The sequence below is a fragment of the Mesorhizobium intechi genome (assembly GCF_002879535.1).
Classification (GTDB): Bacteria; Pseudomonadota; Alphaproteobacteria; order Rhizobiales; family Rhizobiaceae; genus Mesorhizobium; species Mesorhizobium intechi.
Window position 1 is genome coordinate 12,714 of sequence record NZ_PNOT02000164.1, and the last position, 18,570, is coordinate 31,283.

An 18,570-nucleotide genomic window follows, 5' to 3' on the forward strand; every position below is an offset into this window, starting at 1 on the left:
CGCCATGAGTCCGGCGGCAGCGCGGCGAAACCACGGTGCAAACGCGTAGGCACGCCTTCGACCTAGCTCGGGCCGGACTGTGAAACTCTGCTTCACAGCCTATCAACATTGTAGCGAATATTAGCTCGCCGAAAGCAGGCGTACATCTGAGCAGGCAAATGCGCTGGGCTCAATGGAGTGCCGCTGATGACCGTCGAAGCCGTTTCCCCTGCTATCGTTCCATCGCGTGACGCCTGGCGCGGCCTGCTCTGGTTTGCGCCGCTCACGTCGCTTTGGCTCCTGGTGATCTACAGATGGCCGGCGATCCCGGCGACCGGCGTTCCGACCACGGCCCACCAGCTCGCCGCCCACGGGCTCATCGCGCTTGGGTTATGGCTCGGCCTGGAACGCACGAGCCTGACGCCAGCTCAACGCCGCACGACCTGGCTGGCGATCATGATCCCGGACACGCTGTGGTTTGCCTTCGCCTGGAGCGCGGCGATCGACGGCGTCTTTCACGCGGGCACCGCGTCTTTTCCGGTGTTGCCATCGGCGATCTTCCTGCCGGTGATCGTCGGGGCGCCGCTCCTGCTGCTCTCGAAGCGGATCGGGCTGGTGCTCGATGCGATGCCAGCGAGCTGGCTCGTGATGCTTCAGCTTTACCGCGTATTCGGCACCTGGGCTATCGCGGCCTGGCTGCGTGGAACGCTGCCCGGCGCGTTCGCGGCGCCGGCAGGCATCGGCGACATGTTGACCGGATTGTTGGCGTTGCCGGCTGCGATCGCAGTGGCGACCGGCACGGACAAAGGCCTGAGGGCGGCAACTCTCTGGAACGTCCTCGGGCTTGCCGACTTCGCTGTCGCGATCACCATGGGCGTGATGACCTCGCCCGGCCCGTGGCAGTTGATTGTCCCGCATGTGCAGAGCATCGGCGCAGGCGACTATCCGGGTGTGCTGACACCTGCTTTCGTGGTGCCAAGCTCGATCATGCTGCACATGGTGTCGCTGCGCCAGCTGCATCGCCGTAACAGGGCGGACATTGCGCGGCAATAGGAGCGAGCGCGGTTGGCGCCGGCCAACCATTCCATGGAAAACTGAACCGGTCGGAGCGGCGCGGCCGCTTGGGCGCACGCTCTGGCTCTTTATTGGTCCTCGCGGGATAGGCCGAGAAGGAGAAACGGCGCCGCAATTGGCGCCGTTCCTTTGAGGGTCTTGCGTTCAGAACACCCGGCGCAAGACGATGAACAGCACGAAGGCAAGCGCGATCGAGCACGGCAGGGTCAGCACCCAGGCCAGCAGCAGGTTGCGCACCGTCGACCATTGCAGGCCCGAGCCGTTGGCCGCCATCGTTCCGGCGACGCCCGACGACAGCACATGGGTGGTCGATACCGGAAGGCCGAGCCGGTCAGCCATGCCTATGGTCACCATCGCGACGAGTTCGGCCGCCGCACCCTGGCCATAGGTCAGGTGGCTCTTGCCGATCTTCTCGCCGACGGTGACGACGATGCGTTTCCAGCCGACCATGGTGCCGAGACCCAGCGCCAGGGCCACCGCGATCTTCACCCAGAGCGGGATGAACTTCGTCGCATTGTCGACCGCCTTGTGGTAGTCGGTCACCGCCTTGAGATCAGCGCCTTGCATTGGCAGCAACTGCTTCTTGTCGATCAGCTTGAGCGCCTCGCCGATCAGATAGATGTCGTTGCGGGCGTTGCTGACCAGATCGGTCGGCACGTTGTCGACCGAAGCGTATGGCTGCAGTCCAGCCGTCGTGTTGTGGATATAGGTCTGCAGCGCGACCGTCGTCTTGTCGCTCCAGCTCCGGGTGCGCACGGCATCCTGGACGGCTGCCTTGGCATCCTTGGCATCCGTGACGGTGACGCCGGGCTTCACATATTTTCCCAGCGCCGTTTCGACATTGGCCGAAGCCGACTTGTAGGCTTCGAGATAGTTGATGTCGGGCGTGCGGTTCAGCGCATAGGCCGTCGGCACCACGCCGATCAGGATCAGCATGATCAGGCCCATGCCCTTCTGTCCGTCGTTGGAGCCATGCGCGAAGCTGACGCCGGTGCAGGTGAAGATCAGCAGGGCGCGGATCCACCAGGGCGGCGGGGCATTGCCTTTCGGCGCCTCGTACAGCGCCGGATTGCGCACCAGAAGCTTCATCGCATGGAGGAGGATCGCGGCGGCGAAGAAGCCGATGATCGGCGACACCAGCAAGGTCACGCCGACATTGGTCGCCTGTGACCAGTCGACGCCGCTGGTGGCGCTGCCGGACGGCGCCATGAACTGGTTGGCGAGGCCGACGCCGATGATCGAGCCGACCATCGTGTGCGAACTCGATGCCGGCAGGCCGAGGAACCAGGTGCCGAGGTTCCACAGGATCGCCGCCACGAGCAGCGCGAACACCATGGCAAAGCCGGAGGAGGAGCCGACCTGCAGGATCAGCTCGACCGGCAGCAGCGACAGGATGCCGAAGGCGACCGCGCCGCTGGAGGTGAGAACGCCGAGGAAGTTGAAGACGCCCGACCACATGACCGCGAATTCGGCCGGCAGGGAGCGCGTATAGATGACGGTCGCCACCGCATTGGCGGTGTCGTGGAAGCCGTTGACGAATTCGAAACCGAGCGCGATCAGCAAGGCGATGCCGAGCAGGATCCACGGCACCGTCTTGGCCACCGCCAGGTCCTGGCTCAGCGCGTAGCCGACATAGATCACGCCGACCAGAACCAGCACGCCGAAGGCCGGCAGAAACCACTTCGCGCCGCCCGAACTGTCGAGCGGATGCTCTGGTCTCGGTATGCCCGCCTCACTAGAAACTATGTCCACCATGTCCCACTCCTATTGCACTGCAGCAAAGAACCGGGAACGACGCTATGTCCGCACGATGAACCCTGTGTGACGCCGAATCAGGGGCTTCAGCCCTGGGAGCTCCTATGCCGGAGCGGAACGCGTCTTCAGGATCGCCGAGAACAGCGGATCGAAGGCGCGGCTGATCGGCGCCGCGGCCGCACCGAGCGCGATCGACCAGGGATCGGTGGTGCCGAGTTGCAGGCGGGGCAACATTCTTGCGGGCCGGTCGGCGATCGACGGCAGCAGCGGGTGCATTGCCTCGACAAGCCGGCGCGCCAGCGCTTCCGGCGCGCCGCTGGTCAGGATCACGGTCTGCGGATCGAAGATCGTCTCGATGAGATGCACGCTCCAGCGCAGATCATGCGCTGCCCCGTCGATCCAGGCCATCATCTTGGCATCCTCGGCCTGCACCAGGGCGTTCATCTGTTCGTAGATATCACTGTCCGCCGGATTGAGGTCGAGATGCTGGTAGAGCGAGGCCAGCGAGGCGCGGTGCTCGAGCGGCGTCGAGCCGGGGCCGGCTGGCGCCAGCAGCGCCATGCCGATTTCGCCGGCATTGCCATGGCCGCCGCTGTAGAGTTCGCCATTGAGGATCAGCCCGGCGCCGATGCCGTAGCCGACATAGAGGCAGACCGCGTGGTCGACGCCATGCGCCGCGCCGACGATACGTTCGGCGGTGGCGCAGGCGGCGGCATCGTTCTGCAGGCCGACATTCAGCCCCGTGCCTTTGGCCAGCGCCTCCAGCAGGGGAAATTTCTGCCAGGCCGGCATCATCCATTTGTCGTCCGAATCCTTCAGGCCGAAAGGACCGGGCATGGCGACGCCGAGACCGACCAGCCGTTTTTCCGACTGGACCGAAATGCCGGCCAGGTCGCGACGCACACCTGCGATCAGCTCGAGGATGATCTCGACCCCCTTCGACGGCTCATCGAAAGGCAGGTTCGCCTCGGCCCGCGCCAGCACGCTGCCCATCAGGTCGACGGCCACGGCGCGCGTCAGATGGCGGTCTATATGCAGGCCGATGGCGAAGGCGCCTTCAGGCACCAGCCTGTAGGGGGTCGACGGCTGCCCCCTGCCCTTGCGCACCGCGTCCAGCGCGACGACCAGCCCGTCACTTTCGAGATCTTCGATGATGTTGGAGACCGCCTGCTTGGTGAGCTGCGTCGCCCGCGCCAGGTCGGCCCGAGACAGGGCGCCATTGAGGCGCAGCGCCTCGATCATGACCCGGCGGTTGTGTGCGCTGGTGCCTTCCTGGTTGGTGCCGCTTTTGGCGCGGATCGGGCTGATGTCATCCACCGGCTTTTCCCCTCTTGACTCCATTACAATATTGATCGACTAATTAAGTCAAGCGAATTGACTTAATGCAAACTGAATGTCCCAAAACAAGATGGCCAGGACTTCCGCCTGTCGCCACCGGTCGGCCGGGTAAGCATCAGGTCACGCGACATGGATCCGGGAAGGCGAAGCGAAACGCCCGCATCGCAGGCCCGTCAACGCCGGAAATGGGAGAAGAAGATGCTTAGGACAATCACCAAAACACTGGTCGGCGCGGTCTTCGCCGGAGGACTGCTCGTCCCTCACGCTTTCGCCGAAACGACGCTCAACGCGCTGTTCATGGCGCAGGCCGCCTACAGCGAGGCCGACGTGCGCGCCATGACGGACGCCTTCACCAAGGCCAATCCGGACGTCAAGGTCAATCTCGAATTCGTTCCCTACGAAGGCCTGCACGACAAGACCGTTCTGGCCCAAGGTTCCGGCGGCGGCTACGACGTCGTGCTGTTCGACGTCATCTGGCCGGCCGAATACGCCACCAACAAGGTGCTGGTCGACGTCTCGTCGAAGATCACCGACGACATGAAGAAGGGCGTGCTGCCCGGCGCCTGGACCACGGTCCAGTACGACGGCAAATACTATGGCATGCCGTGGATACTCGACACCAAATACCTGTTCTACAACAAGGACATCCTGGAAAAGGCCGGCATCAAGACACCGCCGAAGACCTGGGAAGAGCTTGGCGCGCAGGCCAAGATCATTCAGGACAAGGGCCTGCTGAAGACGCCGATCGCCTGGAGCTGGTCGCAGGCCGAGGCCGCGATATGCGACTACACCACGCTGGTCAGCGCCTATGGCGGCGACTTCCTCAAGGACGGCAAGCCAGACTTCCAGAATGGCGGCGGCCTCTCGGCGCTGAAATATATGGTCGATAGCTACAAGTCCGGCCTCACCAACCCGAATTCCAAGGAATTCCTGGAAGAGGACGTGCGCAAGGTCTTCGAAAACGGCGACGCCGCCTTCGCGCTCAACTGGACCTACATGTACAACATGGCCAACGATCCGAAGGACTCGAAGGTCGCGGGCAAGGTCGGCGTGGTGCCGGCGCCGGGTGTTACCGGCATCAGCGAGGTTTCGGCAGTCAACGGGTCGATGGGCCTCGGCGTCACTGCGGTCTCGAAGCATCCGGACGAAGCCTGGAAATACATCGAATACATGACCTCGCAGGCGACGCAGAACCAGTACGCCAAGCTGTCGCTGCCGATCTGGGCCTCGTCCTATGACGACCCGACGGTCACCAAGGGTCAGGAAGAGCTGATCGCCGCGGCCAAGCTTGGCCTCGCCGCCATGTATCCGCGTCCGACCACGCCAAAATACCAGGAACTGTCGACCGCGCTGCAGCAGGCGATCCAGGAATCGCTGCTCGGCCAATCCTCGCCGGAAGACGCCCTGAAGACGGCCGCGCAAAACAGCGGCCTCTGAGGCATTGTTCTCCAGTTACGGGCGGCCTGGTGCCGCCCGTGCTATGTCTGAAATCACCCTGAATGAAGAGAGGCTGCTCCGATGTCGAGCACCTGGATGACGACCCGTGCATGGCTCTTGATGCTGCCGCTGCTGGTGGTCATGGTCGCCGTCATCGGCTGGCCGCTGGTCGATACGGTCGGTCTTTCCTTCACCGACGCCAAGCTGGTCGGCACCGGCGGCAGTTACGTCGGTTTCGACAATTACACCAACATGCTGTCCAGCTCGAATTTCTCGCGCACGCTGGTCACCACGACGCTGTTCGCCGTCGTTTCGGTTGCCGCCGAAATGGTGATCGGCGTTCTCGCCGCCCTCCTGCTCAATCAGCAGTTCCACGGCCGCGCCATTCTCCGCGCCTTGATGATCCTGCCCTGGGCATTGCCGACCGTGGTCAACGCAACGCTGTGGCGGCTGATCTACAATCCCGAATATGGCGCACTGAACGCCGCCCTGACGCAGCTCAATCTCATCGACGCCTACCGCTCCTGGCTGGGTGAGCCGGCCACGGCGCTGACGGCCCTGATCGTCGCCGACTGCTGGAAGAACTTTCCGCTGGTCGCGCTGATCGCGCTCGCCGCTCTGCAGGCGGTGCCGCGCGATATCACCGCCGCCTCGCTCGTCGATGGCGCGGGACCGTTCAACCGCTTCCGTTTCGTCATCCTGCCCTATCTCGCCGGCCCGCTGATGGTGGCGCTGGTGCTGCGCACCATCGAGGCCTTCAAGGTCTTCGACATCATCTGGGTGATGACCCGGGGCGGCCCGGCCAACAGCACGCGCACGCTCTCGATCCTCGTCTACCAGGAAGCCTTCTCCTTCCAGCGCGCAGGCTCCGGCGCGTCGCTGGCTCTGATCGTCACCTTGCTCGTTACCGTGCTCGCCGTCGCCTATGCGGCGCTGGTCAGGAAGACCGCCGGAAGTGCCGCCTGATGGAACGCAGAAGCCCCGCCTTTACCATCTTCATCCATGCCTGCGCGCTGCTGCTCGCTGCCATCATCCTGGCGCCGATCGCCTGGCTGTTCATCATGAGCATTTCCCCGGCCGCCGACCTCGCCGCCAAACCGTTGCGCTGGTGGCCGCAGGCCGCCGACTTCTCGCGCTACCAGACATTGCTGTCGACCGCCGAAAACAGCGCCGGCGCCGCCTTCACCTCGTCGCTGCGAAACAGCCTGGAGATCGCCGGCATGGCGACGCTGGCGGCACTCGCCCTGGCCATCCCCGCCGGCTGGGCGGTGTCGCGCACCCCTGCGATCGGCTGGTCGCTGTCCATGGTCATCGCCACCTACATGCTGCCGCCGGTGGCGCTCGCCGTGCCGCTGTATATGGGCCTGTCGCATCTCGGCCTGCTCAACAATGTCTTCGGCCTGGCGCTGGTCTATCTGACCATACTGGCGCCTTTCACCACCTGGCTGATGAAATCCGGTTTTGACTCGATTCCGCGCGAGATCGAGGCGGCGGCGATGATCGACGGCGCCGGCCTGTTCCAGACACTGCGCATCATCACGCTGCCGCTGGCGGCGCCGGTGATGGCGACGGCGGCGCTGTTTGCCGTGCTGCTGGCCTGGGACGAATTCTTCTATGCGCTGCTGTTCACATCGGACCAGCGCGCCAAGACCTTGACCGTCGCCATCGCCGATTTGGCCGGCGGCCGTGTTTCCGACTACGGGCTGATCGCCACCGCCGGCGTGCTGGCCGCTTTGCCGCCGGTTCTGATCGGCCTCGTCATGCAGCGGGCGCTGATCTCGGGCCTGACCAGCGGCGGTGTGAAAGGATGACGATGACTGCGACAAGAATTCGGCCGGCAGGACTGGCCGCCATCGACCGCGAAATGGCGCGCCAGCATGCGGATGCGCGTGCTTCGTTCGAACACAACACTGCCATGTCGGCTCAGGTCGCCGCCTCGATCAGGAAGACCGGCCGGCTGCTGCTGCTCGGCATGGGCGGCTCGCATGCCGTCGGGCGCGCCGTCGAGCCCCTCTATCGCGCGCTCGGCATCGATGCGCTGGCACTGCCGCTCTCGGAACAGCTCGGCCAGCCGGTGCCGCTGGACGACAGGACTGTGCTCGTCACCTCGCAGTCCGGCGAGAGCGCGGAGGTCGTCAGGTGGTTTGCGCAAGCCGCAAGCACTACTGATATTTTCGGTCTGACGCTCGAGGGCCGCTCCTTTCTGGCCCGCACCGCGCCTTGCCTGGTCGGCGCCGGCGGTACCGAACTGGCCTTCGCCGCCACCCGCAGCCTGACCGTGACCTTCGCCTTGCATCTGGCCATCCTGGCTGCGTTGGGCGAGGACCCAAGTGCCGCGCTTGGCGCACTGGATCAGAAGCACGACAATGACATCACGCATGCGCTCGCAGCGCTGGAGGAGGTGACGACCATCGTCACCTCGGGGCGGCGCCTGCAGGGCGTGGCCGAGGCGCTGGCGCTCGGCCTCACCGAACTGTCGCGGCTGCCCTGCTTCTCGCTCGAAGGCGGCCAGTTGCGGCACGGACCGATGGAGATGCTCGGCCCAAAAATCGGCGTGATCCTGTTTCGCGGCAACGATCCGACTGCGGAATTGGTGACGGCGATGGCCCTTTCCGTGGCCGAGGCCGGCGCACCGCTCGTGATCTTCGACGCCTCCGGGCAATCGCCGGTCGCGGGCGCCGTCACACTCTCGTTCAAGCCGGCTTCGAGCCTCGCCGCAATCTTCGCCATGCTGCCCGTGGCACAGCGGCTGATGATCGCCTTCGCCGACAGTCGCGTCGACAATGCCGGTACGCCCGTGCGCTCCACCAAGATCACCAGGAGCGAGTGATGCGTCCGCTCGCGGTGATCGGCAATGTCAATGTCGACCTGATCGTCGGCCCGGTCGCGCCATGGCCGAAGGCAGGCACGGAAACCGTCGTTGACCATGACGATCTGCGCGTTGGTGGACAGGCCGGCAACACCGGGCTCGCCTGGCAAGCGTTGGGCATTGATTTCGAGATCGCCGCCAATGTCGGCAACGACCAGTTCGGCCGCTGGCTGCGTGAGGCGTTCGGCGCCCGCGCCGACAAATGGCCGGTGCGCCCGGAGAGCACGACGCTTTCGGTCGGCATGACCCATCCCGACGGCGAAAGGACGTTTTTCACCACGCGCGGCCACCTGCCCCGCTTCAGCCTTGCCGACGTATTCTCGGTGCTCGACGGCAAGCGCCTCGCCGGCGGCTATGTGTTGCTGTGCGGCTCCTTCCTTACCGATGATCTGACCCGCGACTACGAGGCATTCTTCGACTGGGCGAATGGGCACGACATAGCCGTGGCGCTGGACACCGGCTGGCCGGTGGAGGGCTGGACCCCGGCGAACCGCAAGGCGGCCCGCACATGGCTGGCGCGTTGCGACCTTGCTTTGTTCAACGAGGTGGAGACCGTGACCCTGGCCGGCCTGCCCGATCCGGTCGACGCCGCGCGGCAAATCCAGTCCAGCATGAAGAAGGGCGCGACCGCCGTCGTCAAGCGCGGCCCTGAGGGGGCGATCGCCATCGGCCCGGGCGGAGCGCTGGTCACGGCGACCGCGCCCGACGTCAAGGTCATCGACACGATCGGCGCTGGCGATGTCTTCAACGCGGCCTTCCTGGCCGCGCTGGCGCTGGACCGGACGCTGACCGCCTCGCTTGCAGCAGCGACGCAGGTGGCGTCGCGCGCCATATCAACCATGCCTCGCAACTACGGCGAACCGATGCATCCAAGGGAAGCCACGCATGAGCGCGCTTGAAATCCGCAACGTCCGCAAGAATTACGGCAGCGTCGAAACGCTGAAGGGCATCGACATCGCGCTGCAGAGTGGCGAATTCCTGGTGCTGCTCGGGTCTTCGGGTTGCGGAAAGTCGACGCTTCTCAACATCATCGCCGGCCTTGCCGAAGCGACGAGCGGCGACGTGCTGATCGGCGGCCGCTCGATCCTTGGCGTTCACCCCAAGAACCGCGACATCGCCATGGTCTTCCAGTCCTACGCGCTGTATCCGAACCTGACCGTGCGCCGTAATATCGGCTTCGGGCTGGAGATGCGCGGGGTCGCCGCCGATGAGCGCGAAAAGGCGGTGGCCGAGGCGGCAAGACTGCTGCAGATCGAAGCCCTGCTCGACCGCAAGCCGAGCCAGCTTTCCGGCGGCCAGCGGCAGCGCGTCGCCATCGGCAGGGCGCTGGTGCGCAAGCCGCAGGTCTTCCTCTTCGACGAACCTTTGTCCAATCTCGACGCCAAGCTGCGCCTGGAGATGCGCACCGAGTTGAAGCGCCTGCACCAGATGCTGCAGACCACCGTCGTCTACGTCACCCACGACCAGATAGAGGCGATGACGCTGGCGAGCCGCATCGCGGTGATGCGCGACGGCAGGATCGAGCAACTCGGCACGCCGGAGGAGATCTACAACGAGCCGACAACGCTCTATGTCGCCGGCTTCGTCGGCGCGCCGTCGATGAATATGCTGCAGGCAACGGTTCAAGGCTCCATGCTCGCCATCGATGGCGCCAAGGCGAGCCTGCCCTTGCCCACCCGTTTCCGCGACGCGGTGCTGGATGGGGCGCGGGTCGTGGTCGGCATCAGGCCCGAAGCACTGCGGGTCGCCGCGGAGGCGACCGCGCCGTCACTGCCGGTGGAAATCGAAGTCGTCGAGTTGACCGGTCCCGAACTGGTCACCACCGCACGGATCGGCACACAGCGGCTGACGGCCTGCCTGCCGCCGGCGTCCCGCGTGGCGAAAGGTCAGGCGGCAAGTTTCGCCTTCAGCGAGGACGCGCTGCGGCTCTTCGACCCTGACACTGGCAAGGCATTTTGAGCCTGCCCCGGAAACCCGGTGCCTGCCGGCTGAAAGCCGTCAAGATCGCGTCCCGGAGGCTTGCTGGGCATCGGGCGAACTGGCGATCTCCAGTAGCGACGCCACCAGCAGTTCCCGTTCGTCCTTCGACAGCACATCGGAATCGAAAAGGTTCATGCTGCGCAGCCCCTCGATGGCGAGATAACAGACCAGCAGCGATTTCAGGTCTGATGTTTCGCCCTTCAGCCGTTCGAAAAGCTGCCGCTTGAATGTCTTTATCGGCGTCATGAAATCGGGATCCTCGGCGATCGCCGAAAAGATCCACGAGGCGGAGGGTCGCTTTTCCTCGCAATCATCGGCCGACAGCCTGATGTAGACGGCGAGCGGATTTTTGCCATCGTCGTTGCTGTTGGCGGTCTCGAGCGCCTCCTCGAAGTGGCGCAGATACCCTTCCACCAGCCCCTGCATCAATTTGGCCTTGGTCGGGAAATTGTAGAGCAACCCACCCTTCGACACGCCGGCGCGGCTGGCGACGGCATCCAGCGACAGGCTGCCGGGCCCGGATTCCCGGGCAACATCAGCCGCCGCAGCGAGTATCTTCTCGCGCGAGTTCGGTCGTCGGGCTCTCATGGCGCCTCCCTTCGCAAGCTTAGGCCCAATTGACAAGACCGTCCAGACGGTACAGTAAAGCCGCCACTATTTGAAATCGGGACCCGCAGTCGATATGTGTCCCGATGTCCGCGCTACGCGCCGGATTTCGACTGAGGGGACTTCCTTGTTCAAGCGCATACTCCGTTTCTTCGTCATCATTCTCGTTCTGGCCGTGCTGGTCGTTGTGGTCGGCGGCATCGTCGGCTTCAACTTCCTGCGCGACAACGGTATCAAGCAGTATTTCGCCACGATGAAACCGCCGGCGGCGACCGTTTCAACGACCATCGCCAAGCCTTCGAGCTGGACGCCGGGCGTCGAGGCGATCGGAACGGTGCGAGCCGTGCGCGGTGTCGACCTGACCGTCGAGACCACCGGCATCGTCAAGGACATCCTTTTCCATGCCAACCAGAAAGTGGCGGCCAATGCGGTGCTGCTGCAGCTCGACGATGCCGTCGAGCGCGCCGATCTCGACGCACAGAAGGCGCAGGCCGCGCTCGATCAGACATCGCTGGCCCGCGCGATCGAACTGACCAGGCGTGGCGTCGGTTCCGACTCGACGCTGGACACGGCACGTGCGGCGGCCTCGGCTTCGGCGTCCCAGGTCACCAAGCTGCAGGCCGTGCTCGATCAGAAGCAGCTGACGGCGCCTTTCGGCGGCACGGTCGGTATTCCGAAGATCGATGTCGGCCAGTATATGGCCCCCGGCACCGCCGTGGTGACGCTGCAGGATCTTGACACGATGCGGGTCGATTTCTCGATCCCCGAACAGCAGCTGCCGCTGCTCAAGATCGGCCAGACGGTTCGGCTGGGCTCGAGCGGCGCGGACATGCCGTTTGCGGGCGAAATCCGGGGCATTGACCCCAAGATCGACCCGTCCAGCCGGCTGGTCAACATCCGGGCCGAAGTCGCCAATCCCGACGGCAAGCTGACCCCTGGCCAGTTCGTCCAGGTGCGTGTCGAACTGCCCGAGGAGCAGAACGTGCTGACGCTGCCGCAGACGGCGCTGACCAGCAGCCTTTATGGCGACTACATCTTCGTGGTGCAGCCGGCCAAGCCCGCCGGCACGGCCCCGGCGCAGCCCGCCAAGCCGGAAGAAAAGCCAGCCGCGGCGGCTACCGACAAGCCGGCGGATGCCATGAAGCCTGCCGCAAAGCCGGCGGACAAGGCCGCTTCCGATGCCACCAAACAGGCTGCCGACCCGGCCAAGCCGGCGGCGGAAGGCGACAAGCCCGCGCTTGTGCTGTCGCAGGTCTTCGTCAAGCCCGGCCGCCGCAATCAGGGCATGGTCGAGATCGTCGAAGGGCTGAAGGCCGGCGACGAGGTCGTCACCGCGGGTCAGAACCGCCTTTTCAACGGCATGTCCGTCAATGTCGACAACACCATCGACCCGACCAAATCGGCGAACAAGCAGGCCGACCAGCAATGAGCTTTTCCGATCTCTTCATTCGCCGGCCCGTCCTGTCGACGGTCCTTGCCTGCATGATCCTGCTCCTGGGTTTCCAGGGCATCTTCAACCTGTCGATCCGCCAGTATCCGAAGGTTGACGAAACCGCGATCACCATCACGACGGCCTATCCGGGCGCCAGCGCCGACCTGATCCAAGGCTTCATTTCGGCCCCGATCGCGCGCGCCGTCGCCTCGACCGAGAACATCGACTACGTCACGTCGTCCAGCCGTCCGTCCTCTAGCACCGTGACGGTGCAGATGAAGCTCGGCTCCAACCCCGACGTGGCGCTGACCGAAGTCCTGTCCAAGGTCCAGGGCGTGCGCGGCACCTTGCCGGACGCCTCCAAGGATCCGGTCATCGTCAAGGGCACCGGCCAGCAGTTCGCGATGATGTACATCTCGATGCAGAATCCGAACATGACGAAGGAGCAGCTGACGGAGTATATCGAGCGCGTCATCCGGCCCCGCATGTCGACGGTCGAAGGTGTCGCCGACGTCCAGATCTTCGGCGCCCAGCAATACTCGATGCGCGTCTGGATCGACCCGATCCGGCTTGCCGCGCGCGGTGTGACGGCGGCGGAAGTGTTGGCGGCAATCAACAATTCCAACTTCCTGTCGGCGCCCGGCAACACCCAGAACGAATATGTCGTCTCGTCGATCACCGTGCGCTCGACGCTGCAGACGCCGGAAGCCTTCGCCGAACTGCCGCTGCGCTCGACCGACGGCAATGTGGTGCGGTTGCGCGACGTGGCCCGCGTCGAACTCGGCGCCGCCAACACCGACACCAGGGTCAGCTTCAATGGCAAGCCCGGCACCTTTCTCGCCATCTTCCCGACGCCAGCGGCCAACCCGCTGACAACGGCGGCGGCGCTCACCAAGCTCGTGCCGCAGATTCAGGAGACGCTGCCGAAAGGGATGACGATCGAGGTCGTCTACGACGCGACCGGGCAGATCAGCGCCTCGATCTACGAGGTGTTCAAGACCATCGGCGAGGCGGTTGCCATCGTCGTCGTGGTCATCCTTCTGTTCCTTGGCTCGTTCCGCTCGGTGATGATGCCGATCATCACCATCCCGTTGTCGCTGATCGGCGTCTGCTTCCTGTTGTTTGCGGTCGGCTATTCGATCAACCTTCTGTCGCTGCTGGCCATGGTGCTGGCGATCGGTCTTGTCGTCGATGACGCCATCGTGGTCGTGGAGAACATCCATCGCCACATGGAAGAGGACCACATGACGCCGATGCAGGCGGCGTTCAGCGGCATGCGTGAAATCGCCTCGGCGATCGTCGCAATGACCATGACGCTGGCCGCCGTGTTTGCACCGCTGGCCTTCACCGGCGGCCTGACCGGCGCGCTGTTCCGCGAATTCGCGGTGACGCTTGCCGGCTCGGTCGTGCTGTCGGGCATCATCGCTGTCACCATCACCCCGATGATGTCGGCGCGCCTCCTGAAGGCCGGCACGCCAGGCCGTTTCCAGCGTATTGTCGACGGCATTTTCGCGCGGGTCGAGCACGTCTATGAGCGTGCCGTCACAGGCTCGCTCAACTATCGTCCCTTGACGTTGATCATCGTGCTCGCGCTCGTCGGCGTGACCGGCTTCATGTTCACCAAGACCTCGAGCGAGCTGGCGCCGGAAGAGGATCAGGGCTTCCTGCTCTCGCTGGTGACCGCACCCACCTATGCGACATCGGATTACACCGAAACCTATGTGAACCAGATACTTGGCCTGGTGAGGGACATTCCGGAAACGCGGGCGCAGTTCTCGGCGGTCGCCTTCGGTGGCACGACGAACAGCGCCTTCGTTGGCTTTGCCTTCAAGGATTGGGCTGAACGCAAGCGCAATTCGAAGGAACTGCAGGCCGACATCACGGCTCGTATCGGCAAGGTGGCGGGCGTGCAGGCCTTCGTCTTCGCACCGCCGACGCTGCCGGGCTCCGGTGGCGGCCTGCCGATCGCCCTGGTGGTGCGCTCGACCGGCGATTCGGCGGAAGTGTACAAGGCCGCCGAGCAGATCAAGAACAAGGCACAGGCGTCCGGCCGTTTTATCGTCGTGCAGAACTCGATGTCCTACGATTCGCCGCAGGTGACGGTCACCATCGACCGCGACCGAGCCGCCGCGCTGAACCTGCCGATCGCCGATATCGGCCGGACGCTGACGCTGCTGGTCGGCGGTGCCGAAGTGGCGCAGTTCGACCGCGACTCCAACAGCTACGACATCATCCCCCAGGTGCCGCAGCAATTCCGCGACAACCCCGAAAAGCTCGGCGAGTATTTCGTGCGCAGCGTGACGGGCGAGATGGTGCCGCTGTCGGCCGTGGTGAAGATCTCGAACAATGCCTCGCCGGCGGCGATCGAACAGTTCAACCAGCTCAATTCGTCGACCATCTCGGCACTGCCGCTGCCCGGCGTCACCACGGGCGACGGGTTGAAGGTCCTCGAGGATATTGCCAAGGAGAGCCTGCCCGACACCTTCTTCGTCGACTATTCCGGCCAGTCCCGGCAGGAGAAGGAACAGGGCAACACCATCCTGATCGCTTTCGCGGCGGCCGTCATCGTCATCTACCTGGTGCTGGCGGCGCAGTTTGAGAGCTTCCGCGACCCGCTGATCATCATGATGGCGGTGCCGCTGTCGATCTTCGGCGCGATCGTGCCGCTCAATCTCGGCCTGGGCACGCTCAACATCTACACGCAGGTGGGTCTGATCACGCTGATCGGCCTGATCACCAAGCACGGCATCTTGCTGGTCGAGTTCGCCAACCAGCAGCGCGAGGCGCATGGCCTGCGGCGGCGCGACGCCATCATCGCCTCGGCCAAGGTGCGCCTGCGGCCCATCCTGATGACGACGGCGGCCATGGCGCTAGGCGTCGTACCGCTGATCACGTCGAGCGGCGCCGGTGCTGCTGCCCGCTATTCGATGGGCCTGGTCATCTTCACCGGCATCCTGGTCGGCACCATGTTCACGCTCTTCGTCGTGCCGATGTTCTACACCTTCATCGCCAGCAAGGACCTGCCGCATCTTGCGGAAAAGCCGGATCCGAGGCTGATGCCGGCATTGCCGGACTGATAGAAGCCGAAGAACAAAAAAGAGGCCGGAAAGATCCGGCCTCTTTTTTTTGCTGCGCTCGATACCGCCGGAATGTTCCGGAGGGAGTCCTGAACAGGCGCGGCGATCCGCCAGCCTGCCCGCAGCCTGCTACTTGACGATGACGATGCTGGTGTTGGCCGGTCCGAAGGTCTCGACCAGCTGATAGAAATCGGCCGCATTGTCCGGGTGCAGCCGCACGCAGCCATGCGAAGCCGGCTGGCCGAGACGCTTGATGGCATAGGTGGCGTGCACCGCGTAGCCGCCGCTGAAGAACACCGAGTGCGGCATCGGCGCGTTGTCGTACTTCTTCGAATACCACATCTCATGCATGCGTGTCGGCTTGAACGAGCCGGTCGGCGTCACATGCGCCCTGTCACCGGTGGAAACCTTCCAGGCGAATGTCGGCCGGCCATCGACCAAAACCTCCATGATCTGCTGCGAAAGCGAGACCCGCGCCACGATCTTGTTGGCGGCATGGGCCGCGTTGGCGCCAAACAGAAGCGCTGCACCCGTGAGCGCGGCGGCGGCGATGTTGATGAGCTTGGCGGAAATGGTGGTGTGCATGATGTCCCCTCTCTCTGCCGGTCAGGCCGGCTCCAATTCGATGAGCGGCTTATCGTGGCGGCATGTTTCGGGGAGATTTCGCGAAATGCTCGTTTATGTTTCGAATGTGTTTCCTCTGGTTAACAAGCCAAGCGACCACAGCGACGATGATCGCGTCCCGATGACGGCGGCGATGTCGGCACATAGGTACTTTCCGGGAAACGAAAGTTCGAATTGCGCTATATGAAACATCCATGGGCAAACTCGAAACCAACCTGCAACAAAGCGCGGCTTCGGGCGGCATGATCCGGATACGCGCCGAACGCAAGGTTGACGTAACGAAAGCAGACGGCAACGACCATGGGAACGAAAACTAACACGCGGTCCTGGCTCTTCAGGATCAGCATCGCGGCAGCAGTCACAGGCGGTGCCGGCAGGATTGCCGGCGGCCCGGTGGCCAAGCTTGCGGCGATGAGTTCGAGCGAGATCTCCACCCTGCATGTCGCGCTGTTTTCCGCCTCGGTCTGGATTGTCTCCAGCCTGCGCATCACCCGGCTCAAGGCCCTCTGGCGGGTTGGCCTTCGGTTGCTGGCTTTGCGCGGCCCCTCCGGCAACTTGCTGCCGAGAGGACCGAAGGCCCGCGCCGCAGCGGGGGGCTCCGTGAGCGGCGCGGGCACTTCGGGAGTTTCCTGAAGCCCGCGACATAGTCACTTTTGAAGTATCGGCATTTCTGGGGAGTTGAACCGATGAAGACGAAATTCGCCGCCTCTGTGCTTTCCGCATTGCTCTATGCGCAGGGCTTGCTGGGCTTTGCCGCCCTGGCCACCGTGCTCCTCAAGGAGCACGCCCAGGCAAACGGACTCGTCGTGAGCAGCGACCTGCCATCGGGTCCGTCGCTGCTGGTGGTGCGCTGAACCGCGGGAGCATCGGCAGGAGGGAAATCCGATGCTCAGCCAGGCCGATACCCCGGGTACGCCGCCGTCAGTCGGTGAATTGCTGCGGCGGATCGAACCGGTAGCCCGCGCCACGTATGGTGGTGATGGTCTCTGTGTCGAGCTTGCGGCGCAGCCGCACGATGCGCGAATCGATCGATCGATCGAAGGCGTCGGCATTCTCGGCCGGTGCCGCGGCAATGATGTCGTCACGCGTCAACACCTTGCGGGGGCTCGCCAGGAACAGCCTGAGCAGCGCCACCTGGCCGGGCGAAAGCTGTTCCTCCGTACCGGACCGGTGCATGACGATGGCCGATCTCAGATCGACGGTCGCGTTCTCCAGCACGATCAGTTCCTGCGTGCCCCTGCCACGACGCGACAGCAGGCCGCCTACCCTGGCGGCAAGCTCCCTGACATTGAGCGGGCTTTCGACGACGTCGGCCGCCCCCAGTTCGAGCGCCAGCACCTTGTCGACGAGATCGGACGGCCGGCAGATCAGGATGAAATCGGGCCCGTCACGACCGCCCTCGCCTTGGCCACCATAACACCTGAGCAGATCCCGCCCTTCAGCCTGGCTGAGACTGTCACCGACGACAACGACATCGATGCCTCCGCCCGCCAGCAGCGATTCCGCCTCCCAGGGCTGTCGCGCCTGGCGCACATCATGGCCACGCCGCTCGAGATGGTCGGCAAGTTCGGTCGCGACCACGTCGGCGACGGAAACAAGTGCAATGACGGCTCGTGCAGCCATGTTTTCCAACCGTTCCCTTGCAACCGGATATGAGTGCTGGACATGATGTTTATACCCAATCTACTTTCCACTGAAAGTGGGAGCGAGAGCATCGTGCGGGCAAGAATAGTGATCGTCGAGGACGAGCCCGACCTGAGGGACGCGGTTGCCGAATATCTCGGCGCCGCCGGCTATGACGTGGCGACCGCTGAAACCGCCGCCGCCGCGCGCAGCCTGATCGAGACACAAGCCTTTCATCTGGCCATTCTCGACATCGCCATGCCCGGCGAGGATGGGCTGTCCCTCGGGCGCTGGCTGCGCTCGAGAATGCCGATCGGCATCATCTACGCGACCGCCGCCGGCACGGCGCTCGACCGCATCGTCGGACTGGAGCTCGGCGCCGACGACTATATCGTCAAGCCATACGAACTGCGCGAAGTGCTGGCGAGGGTGCGCAGCGTGCTGCGCCGCGTTCCGCAGCCGACGGAGCTGGTTGACAGAAAGACCAGGACGGACCGCCGTTCCGTCGCCTTCGGCCCGTTCCAGGCCGATCTTGACGGCAGGCTTGTCACCGGCGCCAACGGTACCGTGATCGACATGGCCAAGAGCGAGTTCGATGTGCTGGAGGTTTTCCTGACCCGTGCCAACCGGCTGCTGACCCGCGCCGCGATCTCGGAGGCGATCGGCTTCACCGAGGATCCCGAATCATCGCGGGCCGTCGACATCCGCATCATGCGCCTGCGCAAGAAGATCGAGGCGGATCCGGCCAACCCGAAATTTCTGCGCACGGTGCGCGG

At 64.3% G+C, this 18,570-nt stretch carries 18 protein-coding genes; 13 read left to right on the forward strand and 5 right to left on the reverse strand.

Annotated features, from left to right (window positions below; genetic code table 11):
• The first annotated feature begins 186 nt into the window (after positions 1-186).
• Positions 187-1,032 carry an MFS transporter gene (locus tag C1D09_RS13715; RefSeq protein ID WP_143974826.1) on the forward strand — a complete coding sequence of 282 codons (846 nt, stop codon included), beginning with the start codon at positions 187-189 and terminating at the stop codon, positions 1,030-1,032.
• Between the two features lie 165 nt (positions 1,033-1,197).
• Here the strand turns inward: C1D09_RS13715 and C1D09_RS13720 are convergent, their stop codons facing one another.
• On the reverse strand, positions 1,198-2,808 hold the full coding sequence (locus tag C1D09_RS13720; protein WP_143974827.1) for an inorganic phosphate transporter: 1,611 nt from the start codon (positions 2,806-2,808) through the stop codon (positions 1,198-1,200).
• Positions 2,809-2,910: 102 nt separating this feature from the next.
• Positions 2,911-4,125 carry an ROK family transcriptional regulator gene (locus C1D09_RS13725; protein ID WP_143974828.1) on the reverse strand — a complete coding sequence of 405 codons (1,215 nt, stop codon included), beginning with the start codon at positions 4,123-4,125 and terminating at the stop codon, positions 2,911-2,913.
• A 219-nt stretch (positions 4,126-4,344) separates the two neighbouring features.
• Here C1D09_RS13725 and C1D09_RS13730 point away from each other — a divergent pair, with 219 nt between their 5' ends.
• The 6 genes from C1D09_RS13730 to C1D09_RS13755 all read left to right on the forward strand — a co-directional run bounded on the left by C1D09_RS13730 (position 4,345) and on the right by C1D09_RS13755 (position 10,411).
• Complete coding sequence (locus C1D09_RS13730; protein ID WP_143974829.1) at positions 4,345-5,583, forward strand: extracellular solute-binding protein; 1,239 nt, start codon at positions 4,345-4,347, stop codon at positions 5,581-5,583.
• An 81-nt stretch (positions 5,584-5,664) separates the two neighbouring features.
• Positions 5,665-6,549, forward strand: coding sequence for a carbohydrate ABC transporter permease (locus C1D09_RS13735; protein WP_143974830.1), 885 nt, complete (start codon positions 5,665-5,667; stop codon positions 6,547-6,549).
• Positions 6,549-7,394, forward strand: a complete 846-nt coding sequence (locus C1D09_RS13740) for a carbohydrate ABC transporter permease (protein WP_143974831.1) — start codon at positions 6,549-6,551, stop codon at positions 7,392-7,394. Before C1D09_RS13735 ends, C1D09_RS13740 begins: the two co-directional genes overlap by 1 nt.
• Positions 7,391-8,413: an SIS domain-containing protein gene (locus C1D09_RS13745; protein WP_143974832.1), complete on the forward strand. Its 1,023-nt coding sequence runs from the start codon at positions 7,391-7,393 to the stop codon at positions 8,411-8,413. The genes C1D09_RS13740 and C1D09_RS13745 overlap by 4 nt, the downstream gene beginning before the upstream one ends.
• Entirely contained in the window at positions 8,413-9,351 is a 939-nt protein-coding gene (locus C1D09_RS13750) for a PfkB family carbohydrate kinase (protein ID WP_143974833.1), read from the forward strand. Before C1D09_RS13745 ends, C1D09_RS13750 begins: the two co-directional genes overlap by 1 nt.
• Positions 9,338-10,411 (forward strand): ABC transporter ATP-binding protein, encoded by a 1,074-nt coding sequence (locus tag C1D09_RS13755; protein WP_143974834.1) that lies wholly within the window; start codon positions 9,338-9,340, stop codon positions 10,409-10,411. Before C1D09_RS13750 ends, C1D09_RS13755 begins: the two co-directional genes overlap by 14 nt.
• 39 nt (positions 10,412-10,450) lie before the next feature.
• Here the strand turns inward: C1D09_RS13755 and C1D09_RS13760 are convergent, their stop codons facing one another.
• Complete coding sequence (locus tag C1D09_RS13760; protein ID WP_143974835.1) at positions 10,451-11,020, reverse strand: TetR/AcrR family transcriptional regulator; 570 nt, start codon at positions 11,018-11,020, stop codon at positions 10,451-10,453.
• 145 nt (positions 11,021-11,165) lie between these two features.
• Here C1D09_RS13760 and C1D09_RS13765 point away from each other — a divergent pair, with 145 nt between their 5' ends.
• Together C1D09_RS13765 and C1D09_RS13770 are read left to right on the forward strand one after the other, a co-directional pair.
• Positions 11,166-12,467 carry an efflux RND transporter periplasmic adaptor subunit gene (locus tag C1D09_RS13765; RefSeq protein ID WP_143974836.1) on the forward strand — a complete coding sequence of 434 codons (1,302 nt, stop codon included), beginning with the start codon at positions 11,166-11,168 and terminating at the stop codon, positions 12,465-12,467.
• Entirely contained in the window at positions 12,464-15,547 is a 3,084-nt protein-coding gene (locus C1D09_RS13770; protein WP_143974837.1) for an efflux RND transporter permease subunit, read from the forward strand. The genes C1D09_RS13765 and C1D09_RS13770 overlap by 4 nt, the downstream gene beginning before the upstream one ends.
• 129 nt (positions 15,548-15,676) lie before the next feature.
• Here C1D09_RS13770 and C1D09_RS13775 read toward each other — a convergent pair whose 3' ends face one another.
• Positions 15,677-16,132, reverse strand: coding sequence for a L,D-transpeptidase (locus C1D09_RS13775; protein WP_143974838.1), 456 nt, complete (start codon positions 16,130-16,132; stop codon positions 15,677-15,679).
• Between the two features lie 233 nt (positions 16,133-16,365).
• On the opposite strand from C1D09_RS13775, the gene C1D09_RS34050 reads away from it, so the two are divergent.
• Genes C1D09_RS34050 through C1D09_RS13785 form a run of 3 tightly spaced genes read left to right on the forward strand, consistent with a single transcriptional unit; the run spans position 16,366 to position 17,025 of the window.
• A complete protein-coding gene (locus tag C1D09_RS34050; RefSeq protein WP_281288577.1) occupies positions 16,366-16,488 on the forward strand; it encodes a hypothetical protein in 123 nt (40 codons plus the stop codon).
• The gene (locus C1D09_RS13780) at positions 16,472-16,804 is read left to right on the forward strand and encodes a hypothetical protein (RefSeq protein WP_143974839.1); all 333 of its coding nucleotides are present in this window, start codon (positions 16,472-16,474) and stop codon (positions 16,802-16,804) included. Before C1D09_RS34050 ends, C1D09_RS13780 begins: the two co-directional genes overlap by 17 nt.
• A gap of 53 nt (positions 16,805-16,857) precedes the next feature.
• Positions 16,858-17,025, forward strand: a complete 168-nt coding sequence (locus tag C1D09_RS13785; protein WP_143974840.1) for a hypothetical protein — start codon at positions 16,858-16,860, stop codon at positions 17,023-17,025.
• 67 nt (positions 17,026-17,092) lie between these two features.
• On the opposite strand, the gene C1D09_RS13790 is transcribed toward C1D09_RS13785, so the two are convergent.
• Positions 17,093-17,794, reverse strand: coding sequence for a response regulator transcription factor (locus C1D09_RS13790; RefSeq protein WP_143974841.1), 702 nt, complete (start codon positions 17,792-17,794; stop codon positions 17,093-17,095).
• A 45-nt stretch (positions 17,795-17,839) separates the two neighbouring features.
• Here C1D09_RS13790 and C1D09_RS13795 point away from each other — a divergent pair.
• The coding region (locus C1D09_RS13795) for a response regulator (RefSeq protein WP_208760379.1) at positions 17,840-18,570 on the forward strand (731 nt) is incomplete at its 3' end.